This is a genomic window from Nocardioides sp. HDW12B (assembly GCF_011299595.1).
In the GTDB taxonomy this organism is placed as follows: Bacteria; Actinomycetota; Actinomycetes; order Propionibacteriales; family Nocardioidaceae; genus Marmoricola_A.
In genome coordinates this window covers 3,707,331-3,720,479 of sequence record NZ_CP049867.1, presented here as the reverse complement: position 1 = coordinate 3,720,479, position 13,149 = coordinate 3,707,331, and the positions used below count along the sequence as shown (strand labels likewise).

The 13,149-nt window shown below is 72.0% G+C and carries 11 protein-coding genes; 4 read left to right on the top strand and 7 right to left on the bottom strand.

Features of this window, described 5'->3' with window-relative positions:
- Positions 1 to 22 precede the first annotated feature (22 nt).
- Entirely contained in the window at positions 23 to 703 is a 681-nt protein-coding gene (gene lepB, locus G7072_RS17405; protein WP_166088604.1) for a signal peptidase I, read from the bottom strand.
- 125 nt (positions 704 to 828) lie between these two features.
- On the opposite strand from lepB, the gene G7072_RS17400 reads away from it, so the two are divergent.
- Together G7072_RS17400 and G7072_RS17395 are read left to right on the top strand one after the other, a co-directional pair.
- A complete protein-coding gene (locus G7072_RS17400; RefSeq protein WP_166088602.1) occupies positions 829 to 2,100 on the top strand; it encodes a M15 family metallopeptidase in 1,272 nt (423 codons plus the stop codon).
- Between the two features lie 58 nt (positions 2,101 to 2,158).
- On the top strand, positions 2,159 to 3,124 hold the full coding sequence (locus G7072_RS17395) for an NADPH:quinone oxidoreductase family protein (protein WP_166088599.1): 966 nt from the start codon (positions 2,159 to 2,161) through the stop codon (positions 3,122 to 3,124).
- Between the two features lie 9 nt (positions 3,125 to 3,133).
- Here G7072_RS17395 and G7072_RS17390 read toward each other — a convergent pair whose 3' ends face one another.
- From G7072_RS17390 to G7072_RS17380, 3 genes are read right to left on the bottom strand one after another with little or no spacing between them, the layout of a single operon-like run.
- The gene (locus G7072_RS17390; RefSeq protein WP_166088597.1) at positions 3,134 to 4,147 is read right to left on the bottom strand and encodes an NAD-dependent epimerase/dehydratase family protein; all 1,014 of its coding nucleotides are present in this window, start codon (positions 4,145 to 4,147) and stop codon (positions 3,134 to 3,136) included.
- 48 nt (positions 4,148 to 4,195) lie between these two features.
- Positions 4,196 to 5,965: an amidohydrolase family protein gene (locus G7072_RS17385; RefSeq protein ID WP_166088595.1), complete on the bottom strand. Its 1,770-nt coding sequence runs from the start codon at positions 5,963 to 5,965 to the stop codon at positions 4,196 to 4,198.
- 7 nt (positions 5,966 to 5,972) lie between these two features.
- Positions 5,973 to 6,389 (bottom strand): GNAT family N-acetyltransferase, encoded by a 417-nt coding sequence (locus tag G7072_RS17380; protein ID WP_346766233.1) that lies wholly within the window; start codon positions 6,387 to 6,389, stop codon positions 5,973 to 5,975.
- 94 nt (positions 6,390 to 6,483) lie between these two features.
- Between G7072_RS17380 and eat the strand changes: the two genes are divergently transcribed.
- Complete coding sequence (gene eat / locus G7072_RS17375; protein WP_166088590.1) at positions 6,484 to 7,935, top strand: ethanolamine permease; 1,452 nt, start codon at positions 6,484 to 6,486, stop codon at positions 7,933 to 7,935.
- A gap of 131 nt (positions 7,936 to 8,066) precedes the next feature.
- Here eat and G7072_RS17370 read toward each other — a convergent pair whose 3' ends face one another.
- Positions 8,067 to 8,963, bottom strand: coding sequence for a GNAT family N-acetyltransferase (locus tag G7072_RS17370; protein ID WP_166088588.1), 897 nt, complete (start codon positions 8,961 to 8,963; stop codon positions 8,067 to 8,069).
- 154 nt (positions 8,964 to 9,117) lie between these two features.
- Between G7072_RS17370 and G7072_RS17365 the strand changes: the two genes are divergently transcribed.
- Complete coding sequence (locus G7072_RS17365) at positions 9,118 to 11,079, top strand: M13-type metalloendopeptidase (RefSeq protein ID WP_166088586.1); 1,962 nt, start codon at positions 9,118 to 9,120, stop codon at positions 11,077 to 11,079.
- A 12-nt stretch (positions 11,080 to 11,091) separates the two neighbouring features.
- Here G7072_RS17365 and G7072_RS17360 read toward each other — a convergent pair whose 3' ends face one another.
- Both G7072_RS17360 and G7072_RS17355 read right to left on the bottom strand, forming a co-directional pair.
- Positions 11,092 to 11,850: a hypothetical protein gene (locus tag G7072_RS17360; RefSeq protein ID WP_166088584.1), complete on the bottom strand. Its 759-nt coding sequence runs from the start codon at positions 11,848 to 11,850 to the stop codon at positions 11,092 to 11,094.
- The gene (locus tag G7072_RS17355) at positions 11,847 to 13,139 is read right to left on the bottom strand and encodes a hypothetical protein (RefSeq protein WP_166088582.1); all 1,293 of its coding nucleotides are present in this window, start codon (positions 13,137 to 13,139) and stop codon (positions 11,847 to 11,849) included. Before G7072_RS17355 ends, G7072_RS17360 begins: the two co-directional genes overlap by 4 nt.
- Between the last annotated feature and the right edge of the window lie 10 nt (positions 13,140 to 13,149).

Below are 13,149 nucleotides of genomic sequence, written 5' to 3'. Positions count from 1 at the left end.
CCCCCGGATGGGTCGGGGGGCGTCAGGACCCGTCGAGCGCGGGGTCGTCGAAGGTCGCCGGGCGCTTGACCAGGGAGAACCGGTCGCCTGGCCACACGATCGCCCACACCTTGCCCACCACCGCGTCGACGGGGATCGTGCCGAGGTCCTGCTGCTGGTGGAAGCGGGAGTCCTCGCTGTTGCCGCGGTTGTCGCCCATCACCCACAGCCGGTCCTCGGGGACGGTGACGTCGAAGTCGCGGTCGGAGGGCCGACCGGGCTGCTTGAGGTAGTCGTCCTCGTCGAGCGCGACCCCGTTGACGGTGACCCGGCCGTCGTCGTCGCAGCAGACGACCTGGTCGCCACCGACCGCGATCACCCGCTTCACCAGGTGCCCGCCGGGCGGGTAGAGGCCCACCACGGCCATCGCGCGCTGGAGCGGGTTCAGCACCGGCTCCCCGCCGAGCCAGCCGCCCGGGTCCTCGAAGACGACGACGTCGCCCCGCTCCACGTCGCCGGACCAGTAGGAGATCTTCTGGACCAGGATCCGGTCGTCGGTGCGGAACAGCGGCTCCATCGACTGCGACGGCACGAAGAACATCTGGACGACGAAGGCCTTGAGCAGCACCGACAGCACCAGGGCCAGCCCGAGCAGCAGGATCGTCTCGAGCCAGGCAGGGACGCGACGCCGGCGCGCGCGCTTCTCGGGAGCGGGGGCGGCCATGGCCCGACCCTAGCGGGCGCCAGATGGTGGATTGTGACCCTGGAGTTGACGCGACGACGGACAATGACAGCACCCCGCCCTCACCTCACCCGCAACCCGACCGTCGTGCCCCACCAGGAGAGTCCATGTCCCCCCGCCCCGCTCGTTGGCGCCGGGCGCTCGTCGCCTCCCAGGTCCTGGCCCTCGGGTTGCTCGTGGCCGCCTGCAACCAGGACAGCCTGGTGGACAACGTCTCCGACGAGGCCTCGCCGTCGACCGGTGAGGTCGCCGAGCCCGGGTCCGGGAAGGACGAGTCGGCCGGTGGCGACCAGCCGGCACCGGAGGCCACCGAGGCGGCCGAGGGCGACTCGTCGTACGCCGTGGACGCGCCGGGGGACTTCGAGAAGCTGTACACCTCCGACGCGCTGATCACGAGCACCGAGCCGCTCTCGGACGAGATGGTGAAGCGGGTCACCGCCATCAAGGGCGTCGACGCCGCCGTCCCGATGTCGTGGGCCTCGGCCTCGATCAACGGCCGCACGCTCGACATCGCCGCCGTCGACGCCACCGCCTTCCGCGGCTTCATGCCGGTGGCGACCGCGCAGGCCGACTTCGTCTGGGAGCGGCTGGCGGGCGGCGAGGTGGTCGTCGACGACGAGGTCGACAAGAAGCTGGTCGACAAGGGCGACATGTTCCAGCTCGGCTCCGACGACGACAGCCCGTCGGTGCACGTCGGCGCCTACGCGCCGCTGCACGACGAGCTCGACAAGGTCACGCCGTTCGACGTCATCATGAACGCCAAGCGTGGCGATCAGGTCGGGCTGCCGGCCGGCAACGCGCTGCTGCTCTCGACGGGCTCGCTGACGCCCTCGGAGCTGAAGAAGGACTTCGACAAGGTCCTCGACGACGACACCGTGCTGCGGACGCTCGCGATCGAGTTCGACGTCGAGCAGACCGCCGTGCTGACCGGTGAGTCGGTCAACGAGGCGATCGGCACCTTCTCCTACACCGACGGCCCCGACGGCACCGTCATCCCGGAGCAGAGCTGGGTCAACGAGTACATCCGCACCGAGGAGGTCCCGATCCTCGGCACGGTCACCTGCAACAAGGGGATGCTGCCGCAGCTGCGGGGCGCGCTGAACGAGATCGTGCAGATGGGGCTGGCCGACGAGATCAACCCCGACGAGTACGCCGGCTGCTACTACCCGCGCTACATCAACCGCTCGCCGGAGTACGGCCTCTCGCTGCACTCGTGGGGCATCGCGGTCGACCTCAACGTGCCGGGCAACCAGCGCGGCACGGTCGGGGAGATGGACCGCGGCGTGGTCGCGATCTTCAAGGAGTGGGGCTTCGCCTGGGGCGGCGACTGGAGCTACACCGACCCGATGCACTTCGAGATGGCCAAGGTCGTCCGCTAGCCCCACCCCACCCGCCCCTGGACTCCTCCGGCCGGCGGGGACGGGCATACTCGCCCGCATGCGCTCGCTCCAGGTGACCTCGCTCGAGGGTCCGTCGTCCGTCCAGGTCACCGAGGTCGAGGAGCCGTCCGCGGGCCCCGACCAGGTCGTCGTCGAGGTGAAGGCCGTCGGCATCAGCTGGCCCGACCTGCTGCAGACCCGTGGCGAGTACCAGATCAAGCCCGACCTGCCGTTCCAGCTCGGTGTCGACTTCGCCGGGGTGGTCCGCAGCGCGCCCGAGGGCTCCGGGCACGCGGCCGGCGACCGGGTCGCCTGCGTCCTGCCGTACGGCGGTGGGGCCGACGTCGTGGCTCTCCACCCGGAGTCGGTCTTCGCGCTGCCCGACAACGTCTCGTTCGAGGCCGGCGCCGCCCTTCCCATGAACTACCTGACCGCCGAGTTCGCCCTCGTCACCCGCGCCGGGCTCCGTGAGGGCGAGACCGTGCTGGTCAACGGCGCGGCCGGCGGGGTGGGCACCGCGGCCATCCAGGTCGCCAAGGGCCTCGGTGCCCGCGTGATCGCCCTGACCTCGACCGAGGAGAAGGCGGAGTTCGCCCGGTCCGCCGGCGCCGACGAGGCGGTCCTGGTCGACGGCTTCCGCGACGCGGTCAAGGAGCTGACCGACGGTCGCGGCGTCGACGTGCTGGTCGACGTCGTCGGGGGCGACCTGATGACCGACTCGTTGCGCAGCCTGGCGCCGCTGGGTCGGCTGCTCGTGCTCGGATTCACCGGCGGCGAGATCCCGCAGGTGAAGGTCAACCGGCTGCTGCTCAACAACGTCGACGTCCGCGGCGTCGGCTGGGGCGCCTATGCGATGACGCGCCAGGGCTACATGCGCGAGCAGTGGCAGCGGCTGGTCCCGATGCTGGAGTCCGGCGTCGTCGACCCGCCGATCGGGCGCACCTACGGCCTCGACGACGTCCAGGACGCGCTGGTCGAGATGGCCGAGCGGCGCACGCTCGGCAAGTCCGTGCTGCTGCTCTGAGCCGCCGGGTCAGGACAGGGCCGTGCCGGCCAGCTTCGCCGGCAGGTGCCCGGCCTCGACGAGCCAGCGCACCGTGTCGGTCAGCGCCTCGTCCTGTCCCCGCGCCTCGACGCCGAGGTCGGCGGTCGTCCGTGAGGCGTCGACCGAGTTGCCGCACGCGCTGATGCGCACACCCTCGACCGAGCCCGGCAGGAACGACCACCCGGTGAGGTAGCCGGGCATCGCGAGGCCGGCCACCAGCCCCGCGGGCAGCGGGCGCACCGGCAGCCGCCGCCCCGTCACCCGCCGCAGCGCCTCGTGCGGCAGCTCGACGTCGTGCCCCGGGATCAGGTAGCGACCGCCGGGCTCCTGGTCCAGCGCCGCCACGATCACGGCCGCCACGTCGCGCACGTCGACGAACTGCTGGCGCCCGCGCGGGAACACGGGCTGCTTGCCGTTGAGCACCTGCACGAGGACCTCGTTGGTCTCGCCGAGGTAGGGGTCGTGCGGCCCGATCACCCCGCCCGGGTTGACGATGGTGACCGGGTCGCCGGCCTCCTGCATCCGCCGCGCGACCCGCTCCGAGGCGACCTTGCTGTCGCTGTAGGGCCCGTGCCCCGGACCGAGCGGGCTGCGGTGGTCGAGGGTGACCCCGCCGGGCCGCGCCAGCGCCACCGTCGAGGACACATGCACCGTCACCCGGCAGCCGGCGTCACGGGCGGCGCCGAGCACCGCCTCGGTGCCGGCGGTGTTGTCGCGCATCATCGCGGTGCGGTCGCTGCGCCGGAACGAGTACGTCGCCGCCGCGTGCACCACCGCGTCGCACCCCTCGACCGCTGCCCGCACGGCCGCGACGTCGGTCATGTCGCCGCTGTCGGTGACCTCGATGCGGTCGTCCTCGACGTCGAGCCCCAGGGGTGCGAGCGCGGACGCGAGCTTGCTCGGCGTACGCACGAAGGCGCGGACGCGCTCCCCGCGCTCGAGGAGGGCGGCGACGGTGTGCGCGCCGAGGAAGCCGGACGCGCCGGTCAGCAGGGTGGTCATGGCGGGATTCTGGTCGATGCCCGCAGGAAATGTGGCGGGACCGGGAGGTCAGGTGGCGCGCAGGAAGCGGCCGGTGCGCTCGCGGCCCAGACCCGGGCCCGGCTGCCCGTCGGCCCACACCGTCGTCCCGGCGACCATGACGAGTGGCACCGCGGCGTCGTTGCGGTTGACCATCCGCGAGAGGTTCCCGTACGCCGGAACCGGCGCCTCGGCGTAGTCGTCCAGGGACGCGTCGAGCCGCTCGGGGTCCACGACGAGGAGGTCGGCCCGGTCCCCGACGCGGAGGTGCCCGGCGTCGAGGGAGTACCAGTCGGCCAGCTCGCCGGTCAGCCGGTGCACCGCCTGCTCCACGCTGAGGAACGGCCGCCCGCCCCTCTCGGCGTCGCGCACGCGCCGCAGGAACCTCAGACCGTAGTTGTAGAACGCCATGTTGCGCAGGTGCGCCCCGGCGTCGGAGAAGCCGATCTGCACGCCGGGACTGCGGCCCAGCTTCTCGAGGAACTCGGGGCGGTGGTTGGAGATCGTGGTGCGCCACCGCAGCTTGGTGCCGTGATCGACGACCAGGTCGAGGAACGCGTCGACCGGGTGCAGCGGCGTCGCGCCGCCACGGTCGACGCCGACCTGGCCGAACGTCTTCCCGATCACGGAGTCGTCGGGGCAGTCGACGATCTCGGCGTCGAAGAAGTCGCGGTGCCACACCCGCATCCCGAACCGCGCGTCGTAGTCGCGGCGGAACCAGCGGCGGTAGTCCTCGTCGGCCAGCAGCGCGTTGCGCTCGACCTGGTCGGCCAGGTGCAGCGCGGCCGCGCCGGAGCCGAGCTCCTCGAAGATCACCAGGTCGATGCCGTCGGCGTAGACCTCGAACGGCACCGGCAGGTGCTGCCAGCGGAAGTCGCCGCCCAGCGCGTTCACCGTCGCCGCGATCGGCCCCATGATGTGCACCAGCGCCGGGTTGGCCTTGATGTCGGCGGCCGAGAGCAGGCTGGTCTTCAGCCGCTCGCGGACGCCGCGGGTCGGCAGCGTCGACAGCGTCATCGCCGCGATGCTGCGCACCGAGGTGATGTCCGGCCCGCCCTGGAGCACGCGGCCGCGCTCGCGCAGCAGCGCGTTGAGCCGCCGCCGCTCCCGGGCCGAGGCGTACGTCGACGGCAGCGTGCGTGAGCGCGCGACCTCGCCGTCGAGCTTGTCGAACATCAGCTGCTGGGCCGACATCCCGACGAAGCCGGCGTCGAGCGCCTCGACCAGCCGGTGCCGCATGGAGGCGATCTCGGCCTCGCTGGCGCGGACGTCCTCGCGGGTGGCCCGGTCGAGACCCATCGCGGCGGCCCGCAGGTCGGAGTGACCCACGAAGGCACCGAGGTTGGGGCCGAGCGGCAGGGACTCGAGCGCAGCGACGTACTCCTCGGCGGTGCGCCAGCCGCCCCCGGGCAGCCGGGAGCGCGTCTCCTCGAGCGCGGCGATGACGTGCGCGCGGGGGATGGCCTCGACGCGACCGAAGAGGTCGCCGGCCGTGGTGGGGTCGACGTGCAGGGTCGACAGCGAGCAGGACCCGAGCAGCACGGTGGTGACGCCGTGGCGCAGCGACTCGGCCAGCGCCGGACCCTGCAGCACCTCCACGTCGTAGTGGGTGTGGATGTCGACCATCCCCGGCAGCACCCAGCGTCCGGTCGCGTCGACGACCTCGGCGCCGGTCTCGTCGAGGGGCTCGGGGGACACCGCGACGACGTGACCGTCGCTGATCCCGAGGTGGCGCACGGCGGAGGCGGCGCCGGTCCCGTCGAACCAGCGGCCGCCCCGGACCACGGTGTCGAAGCTCATGCGGGGCTCAGGCCTGGATCTCGACGTCCTCGGCGAGGAGGTCGAGGTAGTCGGGGTGCTTCTGCATCCAGGAGGCGATGAACGGACAGTCCGGACGCACCGCGAGGTCACGCTCCTGCAGCGCGTCGAGCATGCCGCGCGCCAACGTGCTGCCGATGCCCTCGCCCTCGTAGGCGTCGGAGACCTCGGTGTGCACGACGCGGTAGGAGCCGTCGGACTCGAGGCGGTACTGCGCGAAGCCGGCGACCGTGCCGTCGTCGAGGACGGCCTCGAAGCGGTTGGTCGCCAGGGACTCGCGGACGTTCACGGTGAGGTCGGACATGTCGCGATCGTGCCATCTGACCGGGCGTCGGGCGAGGGGTGGACCGGATCGGTTCCACGTGGAACCCAGAAACCCCAAACAATCGGGCCCCGAAAGCCACATCACGACCTCCCTTCTCGGTACTTTCTTCCTGATCGACTCGCGACCGGGCGGGCCGACTGCGGGACTCCCGCCGCGGCGGGGAGAGGCGGCAGGCATGGCCAGCTCAGGCAAGAAGACCGGGAAGCGCGTCGACTACCAGGCGGTGGACGAGGGCTACCTCGAGCACCGCAAGCTCAAGCGAGGTGCGGCAGGCTGGGTCCTGCTGGCCGGCCTGGGGGTCAGCTACGTCATCTCCGGCGACTTCGCCGGCTGGAACTTCGGCCTCGCCGAGGGCGGCTGGGGCGGCCTGCTGATCGCCACCGTCCTCATGGGCCTGATGTACACCTGCATGGTCTTCGGCCTGGCCGAGATGTCCTCGGCGCTGCCGGTGGCGGGTGCGGGCTACGGCTTCGCGCGACGGGCCCTGGGCCCACTGGGTGGGTTCGCGACCGGCATGGCGGTGCTCATCGAGTACGCCGTCGCGCCGGCGGCCATCGCGGTGTTCATCGGCGGCTACGTCCAGGCGCTCGGGCTGCTCGGCGGGGTCAGTCTCTGGGTGATCTACCTCGGTGCCTACCTCATCTTCATCGGCGTCCACCTGTACGGCGTCGGCGAGGCTCTCAAGCTGATGTTCGGCATCACCGCCGTCGCGATGGTCGCCCTCATCGCGACCGTCGTGGGACTGGCGCCGAAGTTCTCGGTCGACCGTCTGCTCGACATCGACCCGGACGGCTCGACGATGTCGAGCAGCTTCCTGCCCTACGGCATCTCCGGCGTCGTGGCGGCGCTGGTCTACGGCATCTGGTTCTTCCTCGCCGTCGAGGGTGTGCCGCTGGCCGCCGAGGAGACCGACGACCCGGCGCGCGACATGCCGCGCGGCATCATCGGCGGGATGCTCGTGCTGCTGGTGACGGCGTTCCTCATCCTCTTCATCGTCCCGGGCGCGGCGGGATCCTCGACCATCGCCGACTCGGACAACCCGCTGCCGGCCGCGATCCGCGAGGCGCTGGGCGGCGACTCCCTGCTGGCCGACTTCGTGAACTACGCCGGGCTCGCCGGTCTGGTCGCCAGCTTCTTCTCCATCATCTACGCCTACTCCCGCCAGCTGTTCGCGCTCTCGCGGGCCGGCTACCTGCCGAAGGCCCTGTCGCTGACCAGCGGGCGCAACACCCCGTGGGTAGCGCTCATCGTGCCCGGCACCATCGGCTTCCTGCTGGCCGCGATCACCGAGGACGGCGCGCTGCTCATCAACATCGCGGTGTTCGGCGCGACGGTCTCCTACGTCCTGCTCAACCTCAGCCACATCGTGCTGCGCCGCAAGGAGCCCGACCTCGAGCGTCCCTACCGGACCCCCGGCGGCACCGCCACGACCGGGGTCGCCCTGGTGCTCAGCGTGATCGCGGTGATCGCGACGTTCTTCGTCGACGAGAAGGCGGCGTTCATCACCGCGCTGGTCTTCGCGGCCGCGCTGGCCTACTTCTGGTTCTACAGCCGCCACCACCTGGTCGCCTCGGCGCCCGAGGAGGAGTTCGCCGCGCTGGAGGAGTCCGAGTCCCACCTCCGCTGACCCCCCACCCCACCAACACTTACAACCAACCCCATGTAACGCGGGGTTATGGACGCCTCCCAAGGAGCACAACCCGTGGGAGGCGTCCACAACCCGTGCCCGGATGGGGGACAGCCCCGTGGGTCCGGCCGTCAGAGCGCGATCGCCCGGTGGATCCACACGCTGGAGACCTCCATGCCGACCCGCTCGTAGAGCCCCAGCGCACCGGTCCGGGTGTCCGTGCTGAGCTCGGACGCGGTCGCCCCGTGCTCGCGCGCCAGCGCGAAGGCGTCGACCAGCAGCGCTCGCGCCAGGCCCAGCCCCCGCCGGTCACGGCGTACGGCGAGCTGGTCGACGTACCCGGTGCCCTCGGCCAGCACGACGAAGCACATCCCGGCCACCTCCCCGTCCGGGCCGACCGCGACCCGGAGGTTCCACGGCTCGAAGCCGGGTCGTCGGAGGCTCGTGGCGGTCCAGTCGTCGTAGGGCTCTCGCTCGCGCTCGGACCACTCGAGGAACGCGTCCTCCTTGACCTCGAACGCCGCGCGACGGTCGGCGTCGGACTCCGCGGTCCGGACGGCGTAGCCGTCGGCCAACGGCTGCGGCTCGATGTCGCGGCCCTCGGGCAGGCGCAGCACCCACGACCGCCAGCGCTCGCCGTACCCGAGGCTCGCGAGCAGCCGGTCGCCCGGTGACCCCTGCGGGACCGGGCTGCCGACGATGGTCGCGCCCCGGTCGCGCGCGGTGTCGCGGACCCAGCCGGAGAGCGCCGTACCGATCCCACGGCGGCGGTACGCCGGGTGCACCGCCGCGTCCGCGCGGTCGGCGTGCGTGATCTCGGCGTAGGCGACCAGCGTCTCGCCGTCGAGGACGCCGAGGCTGGAGGAGGCCAGGTCGGTGCTGGGCCGCTGCCAGTCGGCGACGATGTCGGCCTCCTCGATGACGACCTCGCCGACGTCCTCGAGCTCCTGGGCCGCCATCACCTCGTAGACCGCGCGGGCGTCGGCGAGGGTGAGCGGACGGGTGGTGAGGCCGGCGGGCAGTTCCATGGCACCAGTGAACCGACCGCTGGGGCGGTCCGGCCACCCCATTTCGCAGCCGGGCCGACTCATCCGACCACGGCTCGTGGACGCCTCCCACGGGTTGTGCACCAAGGTCGGCGTCCATAACCCCGCGTTACATGGGGGAAGTAGGGTCGGCGGCATGACGATGCTCGACGAAGCCCGCCCGGGCATGGACCCCGCCGTCCGGCCGCAGGACGACCTGTTCGGCCACGTGAACGGCCGCTGGCTCGACACCGAGGAGATCCCCGACGACCGCTCCAGCTGGGGCGCGTCCTCGGAGCTCAACGTGCTCTCGGAGCAGCGCGTCCGGGCCATCGTCGAGGAGGCCGCGGCCGGGGCCGACGACGCCGAGAAGGGCTCGCCGACGCAGCAGATCGGGCACCTCTGGCGCTCCTTCATGGACGAGGACACCATCGAGGCCGCCGGCGCCGAGCCGCTGCAGGCCGACCTGCGCCGCATCGACGCCGCCACCGACCACACCGCGCTGGCCGTCCTCATCGGCGAGCTCGAGCGGTCCGGCTGCGGCGGGTTCTTCGGCGCCTACGTCGACAACGACGACCGCAACTCCGACCGCTACCTGGTCAACCTGCTCCAGGGCGGTCTCGGGCTGCCCGACGAGTCCTACTACCGCGAGGACAAGTTCGCCGAGATCCGTACGGCGTACGAGGCCTACGTCGCGCGCATGTTCGCCCTCGCCGGACTCGACGACACCGAGGCCCGCGCCGCCCGCACCGTGGCGCTCGAGACCCGCATCGCGCAGGGCCACTGGGAGCGCGCGGAGACCCGCGACGTGCTCAAGGCCTACAACCTGAAGACCTTCGCCGAGCTGCGCGAGCTGGCTCCGGCCTTCGCCTGGGCGGAGTACGCCGACGCGCTCGGCGCCGACGACCGCACCCTCGCCGAGGTCAACGTCCGCCAGCCCAGCTACTTCGAGCACCTGTCCACCCTCATCGGCGAGGTCGACCACGCCGACTGGCAGGACTGGGCCCGGCTGCGCGTCATCAAGGCCTCGGCGCCGTACCTCGCCAGCGGGTTCGTCCAGGCCAACTTCGACTTCTACGGCAAGACGCTCTCGGGCACGCCGCAGCTGCGCGAGCGCTGGAAGCGCGGCGTCTCCTTCGTCGAGGGCTGCGTGGGCGAGGCCGTCGGCCAGCTGTACGCCGAGCGTCACTTCCCCCCGTCGAGCAAGGCGCTCATGGACGACCTGGTGGCCAACCTCATCGAGGCCTACCGGCGCAGCATCACCGACCTCGACTGGATGACCGACGAGACCAAGCAGCGGGCCTTCCGCAAGCTGGAGACGTTCCTGCCGAAGATCGGCTACCCGGACACGTTCCGCGACTACTCCTCGATCGACGTGCGCCCCGACGACGTGCTGCACAACGTGCGCGCCGCCTCGGCCTTCGAGCACGACCGCCAGCTGGGCAAGATCGGGCAGCCGGTCGACCGCTCGGAGTGGTTCATGCTGCCGCAGACGGTCAACGCCTACTACAACCCCGGCACCAACGAGATCTGCTTCCCGGCCGGCATCCTGCAGCCGCCCTTCTTCGACCCTGAGGCCGACCCGGCCGAGAACTACGGCGGCATCGGCTCGGTCATCGGCCACGAGATCGGCCACGGCTTCGACGACCAGGGCTCGGAGTTCGACGAGCGCGGCAACCTCAACGAGTGGTGGACCGAGGCCGACAAGGCTGCGTTCAAGACCCGCGCCGACAAGCTGATCGCGCAGTACGACGCCTTCGAGCCGCGCGACCTGCCCGGCGAGACGGTCAACGGCTCCCTCACCGTGGGCGAGAACATCGGCGACCTGGGCGGCCTGACCATCGGCCACAAGGCCTACCTCATCAGCCTTGAAGGAGCCGAGGTGCCCGAGCGCGACGGCGTCACCGGCTCGCAGCGGCTGTTCATGAGCTGGGCCTACGCGTGGCGCACCAAGCGCCGCAAGGAGCTGTCGCAGCAGCTGCTCACCGTCGACCCGCACAGCCCGTGCGAGTTCCGCGCGAACATCGTGCGCAACCTCGACGAGTTCCACACCGCGTTCGGCACCGCCCCCGGCGACGGCCTCTGGCTCGACCCCGAGGAGCGCGTCCGGATCTGGTGACCTCGGAGGGGGTCAGGCAGCCCGCAGGGCCTGGGCCCGGATGAGCCCACGACGGACGAGGACGCCCACGAGCGTGCCGCCGCCGATCAGCAGCAGCCCGATGGTGAGCCAGGCGGCGCCGTAGACGCCGTTCTCCCCGAACAGCGCCCAGCCCACGCTCGGCAGCACGCCGAACAGCAGCGCGCCCAGGGGGGCGAGCGCGAGGAGGAACGTCTTCTCCCGCCCGGTCCACAGCGCGCTCATCGCCACGAGGAGCACCAGCGGCAGCCAGAACGGGAGGCTGCCGAAGATCGCCGCGACGCCGGCGAGGGGCGAGCCGTCGTACGACGTCACGACCGGGCTCTCCACGACTTCGCCCACCCGCGCCGACGTCGCGACCTGGGACTGCGTCACGGTCCCGGCCATCCCGACCACGCCCAGGACGAGGAGCAGGCACAGCCCCTCGAGCACGGCGACGACCGGGGGCACCCAGCTGCGCGAGGTGGCCGGGGGTCGCACGGGCATCGTCACGCCGAGCTCGCGCGGGGCGGTCCGGTCCGGGCGTCCGGCGTAGACCTCGTCGGCCACCGACTGCGGCGGGCCGACCTCGTCCAGCGCAGTGCGTACGTCGTGGTCGCTGCGGTCGGTGCCGTGCAGCGAGGTCTCGAGGTGCTCGCGGACGCCGTCGAGGACCTCCGTCCGCTCGACCGGGTCGACGCCCTGCAGCAGGCGGGCCAGGTCGTCGAGGTAGCGCGCGACCAGGGGATGGGAGGTGACGGGGGACTGGGTCATCGGGGCTCCTGGTGCGTCAGGTCGTGGTGGTCGGCAGAGGTCGTGCGGGGGCCGCGGGTCGGTGCACCTCGGGCCTCCGACGCCTGCAGGGCCGCCGCGCGGACGAGCGCGCGGCGGACGAGCACGGCGGTGACGGTGACGCCGCCGAACAGCCCGAGCCCCTCACCGAGGAGTCCGGCGAGGTCGAACCCGTCCTCGCCCAGGAGTGTCCAGCCAATTGTCGGGAGCGTGCCGAGCAGGAAGGACGCGAGGGGCGCCACCGCGATGAGGACGAGCCTCTCGCGGCGGGTCCACAGGACCGTGCTGGTGACCAGCAGGAGGAGCGGCAGCCAGCAGGGAAAGGCGGCCAGCATGCCGACCAGCCCTGCGCCTGCCTGGCCGTCGAAGGTGGTCTCACCGACGGTCCGCACGACCTGGCCGTCCGGGCCGAACGAGGTGTTCTCGGTGCTGCTCACCGTGTTCGCCGAGCTCGTGACCATGACGACCAGCAGCAACGCGAGGGCCTGCAGCAGAGCCACGCTCGCCGGCAGCCAGCCACGGCTGCTCACCGGCGCGAGTGCGCGGACGCGCGCAACCTCGCGCGGACCGTCGAGGTGCCGGTCCGAGTCCCCAGGAGGCCGCGGCACACGCCGCGAGCCTCTCGCGGCGAGCACCGAGAGGGCGGCGAGACCGCCGAGGAGGACGATGCGCTGCGTGAGCTGGGCCGGGAGCGTCAGGTGCAGCAGCAGGGCCAGCGGCCAAAGGGCCAGGAGCAGCACCCGCTCGCGAACGGGCCACAGGGTGCTCCACGCCACCAGCAGGGCCATCGGCAGCCAGAACCACAGAGCCAGGCCGATCGAGCCCAGGACGATCTCGGAGGTGGTCGGTGGCAGCGGGCCGAGCTCGCCGTCGCCGGAGCTGGCGGAGACCCAGTCGAGGAGCATGAAGTTCAGCAGTGACATCGCACCGAGGATGAGGACGACCATGGGCACCCAGCGGCGTGAGGTGATCGGCACGCGACCGTCGTGCGCGGACGAGCTCGCCGCCCAGGACGCGAGCGTCACGCCCGGGCGGCCGGCGTACGCCTCGTCCGCGACGACCTGGGGAGGGCCGATCTCGTCGAGCGCGGCGCGGACCACGGCGTCCCCGCCGGCGGTGCCGTGCAGCGACGCCTCGAGGTGCTCGCGGACGCCGTCGAGGACCTCGGTGCGCTCGACGGGGTCGACGCCGCGGAGCAGCCGCTCGAGCTCGTCGAGGTAGCGCGCGACCGCAGGGTGGCGCGTGAAGGGTGGCGGGGGCGGCGTGGTCACAGGGCTCCTC